We start from the raw sequence: 18,825 nt of genomic DNA, 5'->3' as shown, positions 1-18,825 counted from the left end.
CCCGTCACTTGTTGTTCGTGCCTTGTCGCTTGTAATTCACGGGTCACGGAGCCCGAGTCACGAGTCACTCATTACTCACACACCCCTTTAACAGCGGGAACCCCATCTCCTCCCGTTGTTTCAAATATGCTTCTGCGCATTTTCTTGCTATCTGCCTTACTCGCCCTATATAACCAACTCTTTCTGAAACTGATATTGCACCCCTTGCATCAAGAAGATTAAAGGTGTGTGATGTTTTCAGGCAGTAGTCATAAGCGGGAAGCACGAGATTGATATCAAGAAGCCTCAGGGCTTCTTTTTCGTACATTTCAAATAATTTTAAAAGCATCTCAATATTTGCTTCTTCAAAGTTATATTTTGAGAATTCAACTTCACTTCTGTGGTGGACATCTCCATATTTGATTCCAGGCGTCCACGTTATATCATAGACGTTTTCTATCCCCTGAAGGTACATTGATATGCGTTCTATTCCGTATGTGATTTCAGCTGAAACAGGTTTCAGGTCAATACCTCCAGCCTGCTGAAAATAGGTAAACTGGGTTATCTCCATTCCATCAAGCCACACTTCCCACCCAAGTCCCCACGCGCCAAGGGTTGGCGATTCCCAGTCATCTTCTACAAAACGGATGTCGTGTTTTAACGGGTCAATTCCAAAGCTTTTAAGACTGTCTATGTACATATTCTGTATATTTTCAGGCGAGGGCTTCATTATTACCTGAAACTGGTAGTAGTGCTGAAGCCTGTTTGGGTTTTCGCCGTATCTTCCGTCTGCTGGCCTTCTTGAAGGCTCAACATATGCAGCCCTCCAGGGTTCAGGCCCTAATACTCTTAAAAAAGTGGCAGGGTTAAATGTTCCCGCACCTTTTTCAGTATCATAGGGTTGGACAATCAGACACCCCTGTTTAGCCCAGAAATTCTGCAATGCAAATATCAGTTCCTGAAAAGTCATTTTTCTCTAACTCCGAACAATGGGAATGGCATAAATCCGATTTCATCCGATAGGCGGGACATTCTTGTCCCGCCAAAGCGGGGTTAGAAAACCCCGCCTATCGAGGGCGAACACAAGGTTTGCCCCTACGCCGAACTCCGAACTGGGCGAGTCACCGACTCGCCCCTACTTTCTCCAGCTTCCCGTCCTTTAACTCAAGAATTCTGTCAGCCTGTTTAGCAAGTGAAAGATTATGGGTGACAATAACGAATGTTTCTTCCCTTTCTTTTTTAAGTTTTTTCAGAAGCTCAAAGACCTCTTCTCCTGTTTTCTGGTCAAGATTTCCGGTTGGTTCATCAGCAAGCACAATCTTTGGTTTCATTACCAGAGCCCTTGCAATAGCTACCCTCTGCTGTTCACCGCCTGATAATTCTCCGGGTTTATGGTGAGCCCTCTCAGCAAGGCCTACACTTTTCAGAATATCATCTGAGATTTCTTTTGCCTGCGTTTTTTTGCAACCTCCAATAAGAGCAGGAATCATTACATTTTCAAGAGCGGTAAATTCGTTGAGGAGATGGTGAAATTGAAAAACAAAACCGATTTTTTCATTTCTGAATTTTGCCAGTTCGTTTTCTTTCAATCCGGAAGCGTCAATTCCTTCATAAAAAACCTTGCCTGATGTTGGATTCTCAAGAAGCCCAAGAATATGAAGAAGAGTACTTTTGCCTATCCCTGACGCTCCGACTATAGCCACCATTTCACCTTTTCTGATATCAATCTGAAGCCCTTTAAGTATGGCTAAAATAGTATTGCCGCTTGCAAATGATTTTGATAGATTCTCAGCCCTTAGAATTAAAGAATTATTCAATAGATTTACACACCAAAAAGTAGGTCAGGCGTCCCGCCTGACAATAGATTTTAAGTTCAAATTTCAAAACTCAAATTTTAAATCAAGTTCAAAGGATTAAATGTTAAAAAATTTCTTTCTTTTCTGCCATTTAGGCTTTGGATTTCATTTGAACTTTGAATTTTGACATTTGAAATTAATTTATTCCTCCCTATGCCTGTTTAAACTCAAATTCCACAATGTAGATAAAATGGAATGATCGCCGTCAGTCAGGTCACTGTCTTCTACATTTTTACTTTTTGGGAATCTATATGTGGAGTTGAAAAAAAGTCAAGAGAAAAAGGGAGAGAAAAGTTAGAAATTTTGATGAAAAAAAGCTAAAAAAACAGAAATCTGATTTGAGATAAAATATTTATTATCAATATGTTATAAGAAATTATTTAATGTATAAAGTTATGTTAATTAAAAAGAATTCCTCGATGCTTTGCAGGCTGTCCGACAATGTCATTGCGAGGAGCGAAGCGACGAAGCAATCTCAAAAATGTCATTGTTATAAAAGAGATTGCCACGCTCCCTTTGGTCGCTCGCAATGACAAAAAAGGAATTATCGGACAGCCTGCTTTCTGAAGGGTAGTTCATTTAAAAATAAAATTGAATGGGAGAATCTATATATAAAAATTCTCCTTGACATAAATCTATTTTTAGATTTTATGAATATCGTTGTTTTGGTGAATATTAATCAGAAAAGGAGGATTAAATGAAGGGTTCAGATAAAGTTATTGATGTGTTGAATGATGTTTTGGCTGCGGAGATTCTGGCAATTGTTCAGTATGAAACCCACCATGCTTATGCTGAAGAAGCGCTTGCTCTAAAGGGTCTGGGAGAGATGTTTCACGAAGAATCTCTGAATGAAATGGACCATATGGAGGATCTGGCTGAGAGGGTTCTTTTTCTTGAAGGGACTCCTGAGACAAAGTTAAAAGGAAAGCCTGTTCCGGGAGGGGAGGCAAGGGCAATGGTGGTGGCAGATATCGAGCTGGAATACGATGCAATTAAACGTCTTAACGATGGAATAAAGATATGTGTTGCTGAAGGAGACAACGGCTCAAGGGCTCTTCTTGAAGAAATCCTGAAGGATGAGGAAGAGCACGCTGATAAATTTGAAGATGTCAGGGATTTGATTGACAGCCTCGGCAAGCATTATCTTGCAACATTGGTTGATAAGAAATCTAAATAAGAGTGTCTGATTGATTCTATATCAATGAAAAGTTGTTTATATCTGATAAGGAAGGGCTTTTGTTCCGTGAGGAATAATATATGTTGATGGTTTTTCCCCTGTAATGGAAAAAGCAATATCCAGAGCTTCCTTAATGCCTGAGGCAGGAATCATCGACATTTTTTCCACAGTTTTTTCTGGAAGAGAAGAGACAAGGATGATTTTATAATCCTTGGCTTTTATAAGCGTTGAATATGCAGTCTGTCCATTGACCTCGAAATTTTTTCTCAGAGCAGTTTCAAACTCATATAAATCTTTATGCTCAAACCAGTTCAGGAAGGTTTTATTTCCAATCCCATCCCCGCACTCAGCAAGGAGTATTAATACTCCATTTTTGTTTAAGGCATTTCTGGAATATTCAAGGGTTTTATGCGCCTGTATAAAGTTTATATCAAGAGGGAAGCCTCCGCAGCTTGCGATTACCAAATCTGCCTTTTCTCTGATTTTAACCCCATAATGGTCAAGAAAATATATGCATCCTTTAAAAAAAGCTTCTCTTGCATCACCTGCAAAGATTTCTACTATTTTCTTTTTTGAGTTCATAACTGTATTCAAAAGAAAGCAGGGCTTTACCATATCAATAACTTCGTTCATTTCTTCTTCCATAGGATTACCTGTCAGAATTGCTGTTGAAGCCTTTGGATGCCGCCCTTTCCCTTGCCCGTGGCAGAGGCTTAATAGATGAAATAAAATAATGCTATCGTATGATGCAACCCCGGGCAGCAGACTTTTTCTTCCCCCTCCAAAACCTGCCAAATAGTGAAAATTTATTGCACCGGTCAGGATGACTTTATCTGCTTCAAAGATTTTTTTGTTCAGGGATATTCTATTGCCCTTTGAGGTTTTTCCGGCTGTTTCCGTTTCGTCTGACCACGCATCGTGATTGTATGTCTTTATCCTTGAGCATATATCTTTCCCCAAAAGAGCAAGCCTTTCATCATCAGTAAGGGGTCTGTGAATGCCTAAGGAAAAAAGTATCTTGATGTTTTTGTCAGGAATACCGCAATCATTAAGCTTTCCAATCAACAGTGGAAGAAAAATATCTGAGCCTGTTGCCCTTGTGATATCTGATACAATCAGAAGGATTTTTTCATTTGAAGAAAAGAGGTCTTTAAATGGTTCTGAATATATTGGAAATGATAAAGAGGCTCTGATTTTTTTTTTGATATCTTCAGGCGGAGCCGGTTCAGAAGCGAGAAGGATTTCCTTTAGATTTAGATTTGAAGTTGGAAGTTTTAATTTTTCTCTTCCATAAGAAAGATATATATTGCTGCTCCCTAAACCTTTCTGCACACTCATGAAACCTTTTTTATCAGCTTTCTTGAATTTTCAAAAACCTTTTCTATCTGATTTTCAGGGACTCCTGAAGCAAGCAGAACCCTTCCGGCAAAATCTTTTTTTATCAGGTCTGAAGGTGAATGGGAGTCTGTGTTTAAAACTACAGGGGCTCCTGTTTTTGTTGCCAGCTTTGCCACATTACCATTACCCAATGAATGTCCGCGCCTGGTTGTTATTTCAAGAAATATACCTCTTTCTTTTGCTAAAAGAACCTCTTCTTCTGTAATTAATCCCGGATGAGCGAGGATATCTATGTCTGAATTGATGGCAGCAAGGTTTGTTCCTTCCTGCACCGGTTCAACAAGCGTCTCTCCGTGAACAACAACTATCTTTGCACCAAGTTTTCTGGATTTTCTGGCTAAGTCCTTGACTGACTCAGGAGGGATGTGTGTTAGTTCTATTCCGGGAATGATTTTTATCTTCCAGAACCTTGCAAGCTCTTTTGAAACATCAACAATTCTCGGGATAATAAACTCAATATTTGAAAAATCTCCGTGGTCGGTTATGGCAATTGCCTCATAACCCATAACCATAGCTCTTCTTGCAAGCTCAGACGGGATGAGCTCTCCGTCACTGAATAATGAATGTGTGTGTAAGTCAATCATAAACTCCTTGCTCCATGACTCTGAAAATCTTAAACTTATTTTTAATTCGCCCAATATTTCTACCAATCCAGAAATTCAATGTCAAATCAATTTGCCTCAAAAAGAGAACTTGACAAGATTTCTTTTCTGTCTATATTAATTTTTATTAACTACTTAAATTTACTTAAAGACCAAATATTTGGTATTATAGCAAACAATCCTTTTTTTTAAAAGCAAGGAGGAAGTAGTGCTATGCCAGACAACAATAAGCCCATAGCTAATCCTATGGTAGTCCTTAGAGAAGAGTTTGACGATTGGGCTATTCTTTTTGATCCTGATTCAGGCAATGCCTTCGGCATTAATCCGGTAAGTGTATTTGTATGGAAACGTCTTGATGGCAAGCATACTGTTGAAGACATACTAAAAGAGCTACGTAAAAGCTGTGAAACCGTACCGGAGGATGCCTCTGAGCACATCAAAGAGTTCATTCAGGATATGGTCAAACATGGGCTAATAGGATACGAGGCTGAGAAGAGTTAATATAAATTATGAAAATAATGAAAACACCACAATCTGTTGATTTAGCCATAACTAACAGATGTAATCTGAGGTGTAAATACTGTAGCCATTTCACAAGTGCCGGTGATGTAGGTCAAGATTTGCCCAAAGAAAAATGGCTTAAATTCTTTGAGGAATTGAATCATTGCACTGTCATGAATGTTACACTTCAGGGAGGAGAACCATTTTGTCGGGAAGATTTGAAGGAACTTATCAATGGAATTGTACAAAACCGAATGCGCTTTAGCATCCTCAGCAATGGAACATTGATTACTGATGAAACGGCAGCATTCTTGGCTTCAACCGGACGTTGCAATGGAGTGCAGATTTCAATTGACGGTTCAATTCCAATGACACATGACGCCTGCAGGGGTAATGGAAGTTTTTACAAAGCAATGGAGGGAATAAGATACCTCCAGAAACATCATGTCACTGTCTCTGTCCGGGTTACAATTCATAGATATAATGTCGGAGACCTTGAAGGAGTTGCAAGGCTGTTGCTGGAAGAAATTGGGCTTCCTTGTTTTTCAACCAGTTCTGCTTCTTATATGGGGCTATGCCGTCAGAATGCTGAGCAGGTTCAGCTTACTGCTGAAAAACGTTCCTTGGCAATGGAAACACTTTTGAAACTCAATAAGAAATACAATGGACGCATTAATGCATCTGCAGGGCCTCTGGCTGATGGGAAACATTGGATTATGATGGAAAATTCCCGTAAAGATGGGAAAGAACGAATACCCGGACGAGGATATCTGACAGCTTGTGGCGGACAGCCAATGAACAAGATAGCAGTACGCGCTGACGGGATGATGGTTCCATGTATTCATATGAGTCATATTGAGTTAGGTAAAATCAACAACTATAAACTCAGAGAAGTCTGGCACAATCATCCCGAACTTAAAAGAATAAGAGAACGATGCAATATTCCATTGAGTGATTTTGAATTCTGCAAGGGGTGTGATTATATTAACTATTGCACTGGTAACTGCCCTGCTCTGGCTTTTACACTCTCTGGTAATGAGAATCATCCAAGCCCTGATGCCTGCCTCAGGCGATTTCTCAAAGAGGGAGGAAAACTTCCGGATGTGAAATTATTAATTACATCAAATAATATATGCTAAAACCTACTATGACTAAAGAAGAAACAGAAAAAATTAAAAAACCAAGATATAGATTGAATCAGATCTATTTTTATCTGACAGAAGGATGCAACCTTTACTGCCATCATTGCTGGATTGAACCTAAATACCAAAATGGCAACTACTCTTATCCTGCACTTGATTTAGACCTCTTTAGATCAATACTTGAACAGTCAAAACCCATGGGGCTTTCCAGTGTCAAGTTAACTGGCGGTGAACCCCTTCTGCATCCAAATATCCATGAAATCCTGGAACTGATTCGAACTCAAGATATTCGCCTTACCGTAGAAACCAATGGTGTTCTATGCACACCTGAATTAGCTCAAGAGATGGCATCCTGTAAAAAACCCTTTGTTTCAGTAAGTCTTGATGGCGCTGATGCTGAAACCCATGAAAGGATACGAGGTGTAACTGGTTGTTTTAAGTCTGCATTGGATGGCATAAGGAATCTTGTAAAAGCTGGCTTCAAACCTCAGATAATCATGACAATCATGCACCTTAACAAAGACCAGATGAAGGCTATTGTACGTTTAGCTGAATCATTGGGTGCTGGTTCAGTCAAGTTCAATATTGTACAGCCTACTGCAAGGGGAGAGAAGATGCGCAAGGCAGGAGAAACTCTGACTATTGAGGAGCTTGTATATCTTGGGCAGTGGGTGGGAAATACCCTTTCATCTTCAACAGATTTGCGTCTTCACTATAGCCACCCGCTGGCTTTTAGACCGCTTAGCAAAATGTTTGGCAATAATGGGGATGGTTGTGGAGTATGCGGGATACTGGGAATTCTTGGTGTTCTGGCAAATGGCTCATATGCCCTGTGTGGCATTGGACAGACTGTCCCTGAGCTCGTTTTTGGACATGCAAGCTCGGAATCCCTGAAAGATATTTGGAATAGTGCACCTGTACTTCTGGAACTCAGGGAGGGGCTACCAAACCGTTTTGAAGGTATTTGTGGTGAATGTCTTATGAAGGGTCAATGCTTTGGAAACTGTGTTGCCCAGAATTATTACCTGAGTAAGAATTTCTGGGCACCTTTCTGGTACTGCGACGAGGCTCAAAAAAAGGAACTTTTCCCTGAGACACGTACTCGTCCAACAACTTTATAAGGAGGTAAAGCAAAATGACATAGGATAGTATTTTTAGGAAGGCTAATTTTATGGTTAATTTAAAAATCAGAAAAAATATTTGCAAACAATCTCATTAAGAAAGGAGGAAATATGAAGTACGAAAAACCTGAATTAAAATCACTAAATCTAAAAAACCCCGAGCCAAAATCACCAAATGATGAAAAAATAGAAACTGCAGGTGGCGATGTGTGTACTGAGGGAGGAAATGCCGGAACTTGTAATATTGGTTATGATGACGGACATTTGACTGGTGGATAAGGCATAATGTAGATTGATATAAGGAGAAGAAATTTGAAAAAGTCAGATAATTCTGGCTATGTGTATAGCCTTGTCTTAGCCGATGGCCAGCAATGGAACATCAAAAGCAATGAAAATTCAAGGGAATTGGCAAGTAGCTGGGCAAAGGCAATGGGACTTCAACCTTATGAACTAAAAGAAGGTACTAACCTGATAGTTGTATTAGATGATTGCGACAAAAGTAAGAACATACAGGAAATGTGCAGTGTTGATAAGGATTTAATGTTAAAACTTCCAAGGAAAGGGTGGAAGAGCCGACAGGTAAAATATATTAGAATCTGGTATAATGACGCAGTGAAGGATGTGGTCTGCAAATTACAAAATAAGGCAACATTTAATGGAAATATAATGGGAATGTGGTATACACTCCATCCTATATATCACCGCGCACAAGATTCTGGAGGACTTCCCCTACACGGAGCACTTCTTGAATGGAAGGGAAATGGTATAGTGTTATCGGCTCCATCAAAAACCGGGAAATCAACCTGTTGTAGGCGTCTTCCACTTCATTGGCGTGCCTTGTGCGATGATGAAACACTCATTGTGAGCGATAAACAAAAACAATACATGGCACATCCTATCCCCTCATGGAGTGAATACATCGTGGATGTTAGCAAGCGGACGTGGAATGTCCAACATCATGTCCCGCTAAAAGCATTTTTTTTCTTAGAACAGGCAGAGAAGGACGAAGCTATACCGATAGGACATGGACAAGCTGCTATATTGATTAATCAATCAGCTATAGCAATATATCGCAAAAGTCTGGAAAATCTTGTTCCTGAAGAAAAAATGGTACTTAAAAAAAAGATTTTTGACAATGCGTGTGAACTTTCTAAAGCAATCCCATCATTCGTCCTCCGATTTAGCCTCGCAGGTCAATTCTGGGATGAGATGGAAAAAGTTTTATGAAGAATTGGCAGAGACAGCTAACATGGACAAATAAATAATATGGAAAAGAAATCAAAATATATCATCCCAATGATTTCAAAGTTTCCTAATGATTCTCTGAAAACTATAATCTACACAGGTACGTCCATGAATCCTACTCTTAAGACTCTGGATATACTTCAAGTCATGTCCTACAATGGTAAAAGAATCCGGCGGGGAGATATAATTGTTTTCCTTCCTCCAGGAAGTGATAGAAAATCTGCTCACAGAGTAATCTCTGTAAACTCACAAGGAATTACAACGCAGGGGGATAACAACAGTAATATTGATTCATACATCCTTACCTCTGACAGTATAGTCGGAAAAGTAGTATATGCTAAAAGGGGAAGCACGCAGTTGCGCATATACGGGGGAATGACAGGACGATTATTTCTTCTCACAATTAAAGCAACTCATATGGTAAACTTAAAAATCCTAACATTTCTACGCCCTATCTATCGCTGGTTAGCCCGATCAGGCCTTTTAAGGTGCTTTATACCCACCCGGATGAAAGCACGGGTTCTTTGTTTTGGCCGCCCTACTGGAAAAGAACTGCAATTACTAATGGGAAAGCATATAATTGGCAGGCTTAAGCCAGGAAAGAATCGATGGCAGATAAAGCGACCTTTCCGGCTGTTCTTAGATGAAACAAGCCTCCCAAAGCCTTTCACAGATTAGACAAATGCAAAAATTCTTTAGCGTAGAACCAACCAATAATCTGAAACTACTGCCTGAAGAACAATTTATCATTAACTGCCTTCGCTCAGAATTCAGTGGCGAAAATGACGACGATTTTGTGAATTTTAACTTTTCAAATATTGACTGGAATGTGGTTTATGAAAAATCAATATGCTGGAAAACAGCCTCTTTATTGTACAAAATCATTAAAGAAAAACCTTCACTTCTGCAACATTCAGGCATTCCAGACAATTTTCTACAGCAAATTAAATTAGCCTATCTAAAAGCATGCATTGTCAATGAAACAAATTTTAAAAATTTATTCAAAGTAATAGAAATTCTCCACGCAGCGGAGATAAAGGTTATCCTTCTCAAGGGAAGCCATCTTGCCCAATTTGTGTATAAAGGTATTGGTCTTAGACCTATGGGTGATATAGATATCTTGATAAAAAAAGAAGATTTAGACAAAGCTGAAAAGTTACTGCTTCAAAATGGGTTTAAATACTCGCAGTTGAATCAAAAAGTTTATTCTTACTTCGGAATAGACCAGGATGTTTTAAAACAAACTGACCTTATCAGACAGTATAAAAAAATTCACCACCATTCGCACCCTTTCAGTAATTCAAAAGGTATAAAACATTTAGAGATACACTGGACAATTGCAGATCAGAATAGTCCATTTGATATAGCCATAGAAGAAATATGGAAAAGAGCAAAAAGAGTAAAAACCAATGGAACAGACATGCTGGTACTTTCTCCTGAAGATTTGCTGCTACATCTATCTTTACATATTTCTCATAATGAAAAATTCAAAAATCATGGTCTAAGACCTTGCTGCGACATTGCAACAATTATTAATCATTACTCTTCAGGGATTGATTGGAATCAGCTTCAATCTCGTGCCTGTGAGTGGGGCGTTGGAAAATATCTTTATCTTATGCTTTATCTCTGCAAGGAGATTCTTGGATTGAAAATACCAAACAAATTATTTGATAACCTTAAACCCAAACCATTCAGCGGAAAAATATTATTAGATGCACAAAATCGTATTCTCTGTCATGAGAAAAAGAAATCTATTGCTCCGAGGATATATAAAAAGTTTCATTCTGATATCAGTCTCTCGAAAAAAATATCTTACATTTTCCATGAAATATTTATCCCCTTTAATAAGTTGGCATCTCGTTATTCAATACCAGAATCTTCCAAACGTGTTTACTTTTATTACTTTGTCCGTCTTATTTTATTATTGTACCGTAGAAGTACTCACTACGCTTCATTTTTCCTATACTTCTTAACCCATAAAAAAACTGATTTCTATAATTACAACCTTGATACATGGTTAATTCCCTCAGATTATAAAAATACAAAAAAATTCAATTAACCATTTTGGTTGCAAAAGGTTTCTTATCTCTTCTATATCTTAACTTGATATTTCTCTCCTTTTCTCTTCTGCTAAACAGGCATTTGCTATTTTCTGTTTGACAAAGAAGAAAAGATTTATAAAATAAGAACTACTTTGCGGGAATAGCTCAGCTGGTAGAGCACAACCTTGCCAAGGTTGGGGTCGCGGGTTCGAGTCCCGTTTCCCGCTCTTTATTTTTGTGAATAGTGAATAGTGAATGGTGAACAGTGAATAGTAGTCAGTAGATAGTGGCCAATTCTATTTTCATTCTTTGATATTCACGAACTCCTATTCACTATCGACTATTCACTTTCTTTCCGGCGGCGTAGCCAAGTGGTAAGGCGACGGTCTGCAAAACCGTTATTCCCCGGTTCAAATCCGGGCGCCGCCTTGAGAGGGTTAAAATATGTCCAAGGATAAAAAGAAAAAATGCAAGAAATGTAATGGGACAGGTTATGTCTCAAGAATTGAAGATTTTGCTGCTGAAGAATGGGTAAAGGGAGAGAATGAAAGAGTTCCTATTGAGACAGAGGAGTGTGAAGCTTGCGGAGGGAGCGGTTATATAGAAGATAAGGAATAGGTTTTAGCAGACTGTCAGGTTTTGATATCTTCTATTTTTTAATAGTAAAAAGTTTTGTAAAGCAGAAAACAAACAGGAATATTAATACTCCCCACGAGATAATCATAAAAATCCAACCGCTTAAAGTCATTCGGGACTGACCTCATCTGAAACAGTTTTGTTTTTCCAAGCTATTCTGACACAGATTATCAGCGCTAATATAATTCCGACCATTAACAACCTTGCGCCCCATTTCCATATTATTTCCTCAGGCTTTACTCCTTCCATCATAATAACTGAGATTCCCTGTTGCCATGTCCACGCACCAAGCAATATGAGTAAATAAACCGGGGTAATGTATTTGATGATGTAGTAAAAAACCTTTGGTATTTTTATGTCTGCACCTATATGGATTTCTTCCCATCCTTTATCCATCTTAAATATCCATGCAAAAATGACGACTTCAAGAAGAGCAAAAAAGGCAAGGCCAAAGGTTCCTGCCCAGAAATCCAATTCATCAAGAAAACCTTTGCCAAAGATAACCGGCTGGACACAAATGAATACGATTGTCCATACCAGCAGTACTGCTTTGGGTTTTGTTAACTTAAATTCATCTTCCAAGAAAGCAACTGCAGGCATTGATATTGCTACAGATGAGGTTATTCCTGCAAAAAAAAGAAGCAGGAACCATAGTGTTCCAAAAAGCTGCCCAAATGGAAACATCTGAAAGATTATTGGCATTGACTGAAAGCCGAGGCTGAAAGCTCCTGTTTTGGCAATTTCCTGTGTGGCTGCAATACCAAAAAAAGCGCAGGCAACAGGTATGGCTATTGAGCCGCCGAGGATTACTTCTGCAAACTCATTGAATACTGAAGTGGTTAAACCTGACAGGGCAACATCGTCCTTTTCCCGTAAATAGCTTGCATAGGTCTGGATAGCACCAAACCCGATGCTCAGGGTGAAAAAAATCTGCCCAGTAGCGGCAAGCCATACGCTGCCATTTTTTAACTGGCTAAAATCAGGATTCCAGATAAATCCGAGTCCGTTTAATACATTCCTGTCAGGATAGGCAGGGTGAGGAACTCCAAGAGTGAAAACCCTTATTACCAGTACTATACCGAACAGGAACAGAGCAGGCATTGCAATCTTTGCAAGAGTTTCAATTCCCTTAGCAATCCCCCTGTACATAATAAAAACATTTATAGCTATAGTTATAAGAAAGAATATATAAGCTGTTGCTATTCCAGTGAAATACTGGCTTTTACCTGAACCAAGAAATCCTCCAAAGAATTCTCCCATTCCTTCTCTTGATGTTATGCCAAAATATTTACCTGTAACAGAGAAAAAGCTATACGCGAGAGTCCATGATTCTATATAGACATAGTAGATTGTTACTATCAGAGGAAGGAATATGCCGAGAATGCCAATATATTTTGCAATCGGGTGTTTCCACATGGCGTTGAAGATTCCTGGCGTTGTTCCGTGACCTCTGATGCCTCCATAGCGACCCATTGACCATTCTATCCACATTAAAGGAATACCCAGCAGGATGAGGGCAATGAAATATGGTATCATAAAAGCCCCGCCGCCATTTGACGCTGCCTGAACAGGAAAGCGAAGGAAGTTTCCAAGCCCTATGGCATTGCCTGCCATTGCAAGAACGAGTCCAAAACGGGATGCCCATTGTTCGCGATGATTGTTACTCATGGTATATTAAATAAATTTATGTAACAAAAGCAGATATAGTTTGCAAACAAAAAAAATTAATATATTGACTTTGATGTTTTTTTTTCATAATAATATTGGAAATTGTCGCAGTGTTCAGAGCGATAGATACGAGAAATTAATTTTACCTGAAAGGTTGTTTAAACAATGGATATAATTGATTTAGCCAGCAGTTCTCAGAGTACAATATTGGGGTTAGTGCTGCACGCAGGGTTAGTGGTTAAGGGTGTGCTTTTACTGCTCTTGAGTTTTTCTGTTCTTTCGTGGGGAATTATTTTTTCAAAATTCAAACTTGTGCGCAAAGCCAAAAGTGAGTCTGATGATTTTCTCGAATATTTCTGGAAGAATAAAGATATGTCCTCAATAGATGAAAATATATTGCAGTACAAGAACAGCCCCCTTGCGCAGGTTTTTCATGCAGGGTATCAGGAAATTATAAAAATTAAAAAAGCAAAGGCAGGAAAAAATCCTGAAAGAGTTCCATTTGACGTTGATACTATTGGAACTGAAATAGACAGCATTGATAATGTGCACAGAGCCTTGAGGAATGCAGTGATGTCTCAGATTGCAAAACTGGAGAGAACAATTTCGTTTTTAGCAACAACAGGAAGCACAGCTCCCTTCATAGGGCTTTTCGGGACTGTATGGGGAATAATGGATTCTTTCAGGGGAATAGGATTGAAAGGCTCAGCCTCTCTTGCTGTAGTTGCTCCTGGAATATCAGAAGCGCTGATAGCAACAGCAGCAGGACTTGCAGCTGCAATACCTGCTGTCGTTGCGTATAATTATTTTGTAAGCAGGGTTAAGTCTCTGGCAAACGAGATGGATAATTTTTCTTCAGAATTTTTAAATATCGTAAAGAGACAATATTTCCACTTGCAGAAATAAATCTTAATACTTAGGGGAAAGGAGAAGAATTTGCAGATAGATACAGGAAGGAAAGAACTGACCGCACTTTCTGATATAAATGTAACTCCTCTTGTTGATGTAATGCTTGTGCTTCTGATTATATTCATGGTAACTGCTCCAATGATGCTTCAGGGGATAGATGTCAACCTTCCAAAGGCTGAAGCAAAACAGGTTGAAGTCAAAGAAGAAGAGCTCGTCTTGACGATTGGAGAGGGTAACAAGATATTCCTGAACAAACAATTGATAGGCATTGATAGTCTTGGCGGCAAGCTGAGGGAATTGATTCAGAAAAGGGGAAGCAAGGATCTTTATCTGAGGGCAGACCAGAAGATTCCCTACGGTTTTGTGATTAAGGTTATGGCTGAAGCCAAAAAAGCAGGTGTTGAAAGACTCGGTATGATTACAGAAGAAGAGGAAAAAGTGGTTGACACATTTAGCGGAAAATAGCTTTGGGGGTTATGCAATCCAATATGAATTCAAGGGATTGCTCATATCCCTGTTAATTCACTTGGTTTTTATAAGCGTTTTGATGTACATACCTGATTTCAGAAAAATCGAAATAAGCAGTTCTCAGGTCATTTCAGTGGATATTGTGAGCCTTCCCAGAACAGAACCTGCTTCTGGTTTACCAGGAAGCCTTGTACAGGAAATTAAATCTCCAAACCCTGTTCTGAAAAAAGAGGTAAAGACTGAAGAAAGCCGTTCCGCAAGGAAAATGGCTTACAAGAATGAAAATAAAAAAGATAAAAAGAAGGAGAAAAAGAAGGCAGAAGAAAAACATGAAATAAAAAAAGAAATAACTGCTGTCTCTGGTTATGATGAAAAAGCTGATAAGGCAATGGAGAAGGCTGTGGAGAAAATAAAACAGGGGCTTCTGGCAAAAAAGGGAGATGTGAAGACGGGTTCAGTGCCCGGAGCAGAAGGGGCAGGAGTAGGTTATTCATTGCCGGGACAGGGAGTATCCTCAGGCAAAACAACAGATTTGAGGTTTCAGATATATTATAGCATAATATGGTCAAAAATAAAAGATTCATGGGTTGTGCCTGAGAATACGGCTTCAGCAGATAAAAAACCTGAAGCCATAATTGCCATAAGAATAAAAAGAGATGGCGAGATTGTTAAGGTGTGGACTGAGAAGTCTTCAGGAAATACTTATTTTGACCAGTCAGCTTTGAGAGCAATTGCAAAATCCAATCCCCTGCCTCCTGTTCCTGAGGGATATGGCGAGGAATATTTTGAGCTTGGAATCAGGTTTTTGCCATCTGAGCAGTAACTTTATGATTACACAGATTAGAAAAAAGATTACACAGATTTTGGTTTTGGTCATTATTTTTTCCTTTTTACTTACAGATACCAGAATATGGTCTAAAGTTTATATAGATATAAATGCTCCGTCTATGAAAAAATTTCCAATAGCAATCTGCGAGTTGAAAAGCCTGAGCAACCTGCAGGATGAAAAAAAATCAGGAAATGTAGTAAGAGACACACTCTCAGCAGACCTTGATTTTTCAGGGTTTTTTTCAATAGTTGATGCAAAAAAAATTCCGCCTCAGTATGATGAGGAGGGAATCACAGGACAGGAGATTGATTTTAAAAAATGGGCATTTACAGGGGCTGAACTTTTGATAAAGGGTGCAATCATTCAAAAAGAAGATTCTTTATCAGTCGAGATGCGGCTTTTTGATATAACTCAGGGACAGTTTGTAACAGGAAAAAGATATAAAGGGAAAACAGGTGATTTAAGAAAAATGGCGCACAAGTTTGCAAATGAGATTCTGCTGAAACTCTCAGGAACAGAAGGTGTGTTTGATACAAAAATAGCATTTGTTTCAAACCAGACAGGTAATAAAGAGATATATCTGATGGACTATGATGGCTTTAATTTGTACAGGCTGACGTCAAATAAATCTATAAACTTAACACCTAACTGGTCTCCGGATGGGAGAAAGCTGATTTATACTTCATTCAAAGCAAGCAGCCCAAAGCTTTATCTTCTGGATTTAACGGTATTTAAGGAAACAAACCTTTCAGTCAGAAAGGGGTTAAATCTGGGAGGTTCATGGTGCAGGGCTAATAACAGAATAGCCACTACATTGTCTGTTAATGGCAATTCTGATATCTATACTATGAGTCCCGAGGGAGACGGACTGAAAAGGCTGACCGAAAATTTTTCCATTGATGTTTCGCCTTCATGGGCACCTAACGGAAAGTGGCTGGCATTTACTTCAAGCCGTTCAGGAACGCCTCAGATTTATATTATGGATTCAGAGGGAGGCAGTTTGAGAAGATTGACATTTGAAGGCAATTATAATGCTTCACCCTGCTGGTCTCCAAAGGGAGATAGGATTGCTTTTGTTTCCCAGCAGAACGGTTTGTTTGATATCTGTGTAATAAATGTTGACGGAAGTGATATGAAAAAGCATACTAATAATTCAGGAAACAATGAATCACCGAGTTGGTCTCCTGACGGGCGTTTTATAGCATTCAGCTCTACCAGAACAGGAACGGCAAAAATTTATATGATGAATTCAAACGGGAGTAACCAGAGGTTAGTAGGTATTACTAAGGGAAATGAATCCAATCCATCATGGTCTCCGGTTATTGCTGTTAACAACTAGTATTCTGACATAGTTTTAAAAGGAGGTGAAAGGGAAAATGAAGAGAGGTTTAAAAGGGATGGTTTTTATTGCAGGGGTTATTGCACTGATCACACCGCTTCTGATTTTTTACGGATGCGCAAAAAAACAGCTTATTAAACCAGAAACAACTGAAGAGACTCAGGGTGAAGGCGCTGCAGAAGGTTCCGCTCAAGGTGCGAAAGAGGGAGAAGGAAGGTTGCCTGAAGAAGGAAAAATAGGAGAAGAAAAGTTAGATGAGGAAGCATTGAAAGGAGAGGCTCTATCATCAAGGGTTCAGGAAGAGATGCTTGATATTAACTTTGAGTTTGATCAGTTTATGCTAACAGATACTGCAAGGCAGAAATTATCTAAAAATGTTTCAATCCTTTCAAAATATTCTGATGTCAAGGTTTTAATTGAAGGTCACTGCGATGAAAGGGGAACTGAAGAATACAATTTAGCCCTTGGCGAAAGAAGAGCAAATGCAGCCAAAGAATATATGGTAACTTTGGGCATAAACGAGTCAAGACTTTCTACCATAAGCTATGGTGAAGAGAAACCTTTAGACCCTGAGCACAGCGATGTTGCCTGGGCAAAAAACCGCAGGGTTCATTTTGAAATAGTTACAAAATGAATTTTTCTGTAAAAGTATATCACAGGGAATCTGGTTTAAAAAAGTTATTACTTTTGAGGAGTATAAGGTGAGAGGATTTTTATCAATAAATTTATTGCTTTTTTGTCTTATGGTATACAGCGGATGTGCTTACCATGAAGATGTAGTCCTGCTAAGGAAGGAACTGATTTCTTTAAGAGATAATGTTGCTGCTGAAAACATGGAACTTGGCAGGAGAGTAAAAACGAGTGAAGAAAAATTAAAAGAACTTGATTCCGGTTTAAAGCGAAAGCAGGCTGATTTGGAAGCCGACCAGAAAAACCTGCTCACTGAAGTACAGAGCATAAAAGGATTAATAGAAGAGAGTGAGATTAAAAGCAAAAAAATCTCGCCTGATATTGAGCAGATAAGAAAGAATTTAACCGTTATAATCCAGTCTCTTGGAGACCGCCTTACAGAGCTTGAAAAAAAGATTTATATTCCTTCTGGTACAAACCCTTCAAAGGAAACATCAACTGCAATACAGCCTCAGCAGAACAAACAAAATGAATCAGCTTCTCCTGAAAACAAGGTATCTTCAGAGACTACAGTTCCTGTTGAGGAAGAGAAGCCAACAGATGAAGAGGTGCTTTATAGTGAAGCTTGTAAGGAATTTTTTGATGGAGAGTATGAAAAGGCAAGGGAGAAATTCAAGGAGTATCTGGAGCTTTATTCCTCTTCAAAAAATGCAGGAACTGCGCAGTACTGGATAGGAGAGTGTTATTATTCGCAGAAAAAGTATGAAGAGGCGATAGTTGAATTCTTTGAGGTTATAAAGAAATACCCAAAAGGAAGCAAGGTCGCTGCTGCTTATCTGAAACAGGGTATTGCTTTTATTGAGCTTGGTGGAAAAGAGAATAAGGAAAACGCAAAAAACAGCTTCCAGAAGGTAATTAAGGAGTTTCCTGATTCAATAGAAGCAAAAATTGCCTCAGATAAAATGGCTCAGATAAAGTAAGAACTATGTCTTTAAAACCATTGGCTGGCCACAGCAGTAGATTGGACCTTTGCCAGCCTTGACAATTTCTATTTCTCTTCCGCAAATGAGACACTTGTAAAATTTTCCAACTTCATTCTGCATCAGTGTTTACCTTATGAGGATTTAACCTTCATTTCCTCCCCGCAGCAGATTAAACTCGGGCCTGAACCCCAGCTTGGATTGTTAGGTTTAACAATTTTAACTTCCATTCCGCATGCGTGGCATACCAGAGTTTTTCCTATCCAGTCAACCATTATAATCTCCATTTTAGTTTAAGTTCCG

The 18,825-nt window shown here is 39.0% G+C and carries 19 protein-coding genes and 2 tRNA genes; 15 read left to right on the top strand and 6 right to left on the bottom strand.

What is annotated here, in order from left to right; all coding sequences use genetic code 11:
• Positions 1-64 precede the first annotated feature (64 nt).
• Entirely contained in the window at positions 65-949 is an 885-nt protein-coding gene (locus A3H37_05865) for a glycine--tRNA ligase subunit alpha (protein ID OGL48591.1), read from the bottom strand.
• Positions 950-1,100: 151 nt separating this feature from the next.
• Entirely contained in the window at positions 1,101-1,796 is a 696-nt protein-coding gene (locus A3H37_05860) for a hypothetical protein (protein ID OGL48590.1), read from the bottom strand.
• 736 nt (positions 1,797-2,532) lie between these two features.
• Here A3H37_05860 and A3H37_05855 point away from each other — a divergent pair.
• Positions 2,533-3,012 carry a hypothetical protein gene (locus A3H37_05855; GenBank protein ID OGL48589.1) on the top strand — a complete coding sequence of 160 codons (480 nt, stop codon included), beginning with the start codon at positions 2,533-2,535 and terminating at the stop codon, positions 3,010-3,012.
• A gap of 36 nt (positions 3,013-3,048) precedes the next feature.
• Here A3H37_05855 and A3H37_05850 read toward each other — a convergent pair whose 3' ends face one another.
• Positions 3,049-4,350: a hypothetical protein gene (locus A3H37_05850; protein OGL48588.1), complete on the bottom strand. Its 1,302-nt coding sequence runs from the start codon at positions 4,348-4,350 to the stop codon at positions 3,049-3,051.
• Positions 4,347-4,994 (bottom strand): PHP domain-containing protein, encoded by a 648-nt coding sequence (locus A3H37_05845; protein ID OGL48639.1) that lies wholly within the window; start codon positions 4,992-4,994, stop codon positions 4,347-4,349. The genes A3H37_05850 and A3H37_05845 overlap by 4 nt, the downstream gene beginning before the upstream one ends.
• Before the next feature lie 231 nt (positions 4,995-5,225).
• Here A3H37_05845 and A3H37_05840 point away from each other — a divergent pair, with 231 nt between their 5' ends.
• From A3H37_05840 to A3H37_05805, 8 genes are all read left to right on the top strand, one after another.
• Positions 5,226-5,513, top strand: a complete 288-nt coding sequence (locus A3H37_05840; GenBank protein OGL48587.1) for a SynChlorMet cassette protein ScmD — start codon at positions 5,226-5,228, stop codon at positions 5,511-5,513.
• A gap of 8 nt (positions 5,514-5,521) precedes the next feature.
• Positions 5,522-6,652 (top strand): SynChlorMet cassette radical SAM/SPASM protein ScmE, encoded by a 1,131-nt coding sequence (locus A3H37_05835; GenBank protein ID OGL48586.1) that lies wholly within the window; start codon positions 5,522-5,524, stop codon positions 6,650-6,652.
• An 8-nt stretch (positions 6,653-6,660) separates the two neighbouring features.
• Complete coding sequence (locus A3H37_05830) at positions 6,661-7,776, top strand: SynChlorMet cassette radical SAM/SPASM protein ScmF (protein ID OGL48638.1); 1,116 nt, start codon at positions 6,661-6,663, stop codon at positions 7,774-7,776.
• Positions 7,777-8,088: 312 nt separating this feature from the next.
• Complete coding sequence (locus tag A3H37_05825; GenBank protein OGL48585.1) at positions 8,089-9,003, top strand: SynChlorMet cassette protein ScmC; 915 nt, start codon at positions 8,089-8,091, stop codon at positions 9,001-9,003.
• A 39-nt stretch (positions 9,004-9,042) separates the two neighbouring features.
• Positions 9,043-9,699: a signal peptidase I gene (locus A3H37_05820; GenBank protein ID OGL48584.1), complete on the top strand. Its 657-nt coding sequence runs from the start codon at positions 9,043-9,045 to the stop codon at positions 9,697-9,699.
• A gap of 4 nt (positions 9,700-9,703) precedes the next feature.
• Entirely contained in the window at positions 9,704-11,080 is a 1,377-nt protein-coding gene (locus A3H37_05815) for a hypothetical protein (protein ID OGL48583.1), read from the top strand.
• Positions 11,081-11,217: 137 nt separating this feature from the next.
• Positions 11,218-11,290, top strand: a tRNA-Gly gene (locus tag A3H37_05810).
• 130 nt (positions 11,291-11,420) lie between these two features.
• Positions 11,421-11,492: transfer RNA gene (locus tag A3H37_05805), tRNA-Cys, on the top strand.
• A gap of 315 nt (positions 11,493-11,807) precedes the next feature.
• On the opposite strand, the gene A3H37_05800 is transcribed toward A3H37_05805, so the two are convergent.
• Positions 11,808-13,367 carry a sodium:calcium symporter gene (locus A3H37_05800; GenBank protein OGL48582.1) on the bottom strand — a complete coding sequence of 520 codons (1,560 nt, stop codon included), beginning with the start codon at positions 13,365-13,367 and terminating at the stop codon, positions 11,808-11,810.
• Between the two features lie 207 nt (positions 13,368-13,574).
• Here A3H37_05800 and A3H37_05795 point away from each other — a divergent pair, with 207 nt between their 5' ends.
• The 6 genes from A3H37_05795 to A3H37_05770 all read left to right on the top strand — a co-directional run bounded on the left by A3H37_05795 (position 13,575) and on the right by A3H37_05770 (position 18,522).
• Positions 13,575-14,273, top strand: coding sequence for a protein TolQ (locus tag A3H37_05795; protein ID OGL48637.1), 699 nt, complete (start codon positions 13,575-13,577; stop codon positions 14,271-14,273).
• A 30-nt stretch (positions 14,274-14,303) separates the two neighbouring features.
• Positions 14,304-14,741 (top strand): protein TolR, encoded by a 438-nt coding sequence (locus A3H37_05790; GenBank protein OGL48581.1) that lies wholly within the window; start codon positions 14,304-14,306, stop codon positions 14,739-14,741.
• On the top strand, positions 14,719-15,567 hold the full coding sequence (locus tag A3H37_05785) for a hypothetical protein (GenBank protein OGL48580.1): 849 nt from the start codon (positions 14,719-14,721) through the stop codon (positions 15,565-15,567). Before A3H37_05790 ends, A3H37_05785 begins: the two co-directional genes overlap by 23 nt.
• A gap of 28 nt (positions 15,568-15,595) precedes the next feature.
• The gene (locus A3H37_05780) at positions 15,596-16,912 is read left to right on the top strand and encodes a Tol-Pal system beta propeller repeat protein TolB (protein ID OGL48636.1); all 1,317 of its coding nucleotides are present in this window, start codon (positions 15,596-15,598) and stop codon (positions 16,910-16,912) included.
• A gap of 58 nt (positions 16,913-16,970) precedes the next feature.
• The gene (locus A3H37_05775) at positions 16,971-17,546 is read left to right on the top strand and encodes a peptidoglycan-associated lipoprotein (GenBank protein ID OGL48635.1); all 576 of its coding nucleotides are present in this window, start codon (positions 16,971-16,973) and stop codon (positions 17,544-17,546) included.
• Positions 17,547-17,613: 67 nt separating this feature from the next.
• The gene (locus A3H37_05770) at positions 17,614-18,522 is read left to right on the top strand and encodes a tol-pal system protein YbgF (GenBank protein ID OGL48579.1); all 909 of its coding nucleotides are present in this window, start codon (positions 17,614-17,616) and stop codon (positions 18,520-18,522) included.
• Positions 18,523-18,525: 3 nt separating this feature from the next.
• Here A3H37_05770 and A3H37_05765 read toward each other — a convergent pair whose 3' ends face one another.
• On the bottom strand, positions 18,526-18,645 hold the full coding sequence (locus A3H37_05765; GenBank protein OGL48578.1) for a desulfoferrodoxin: 120 nt from the start codon (positions 18,643-18,645) through the stop codon (positions 18,526-18,528).
• Between the last annotated feature and the right edge of the window lie 180 nt (positions 18,646-18,825).

Source organism: Candidatus Schekmanbacteria bacterium RIFCSPLOWO2_02_FULL_38_14, from assembly GCA_001790855.1.
Lineage (GTDB): Bacteria > Schekmanbacteria > GWA2-38-11 > GWA2-38-11 > GWA2-38-11 > 2-02-FULL-38-14-A.
This window is presented reverse-complemented; position numbering and strand designations above follow the sequence as displayed.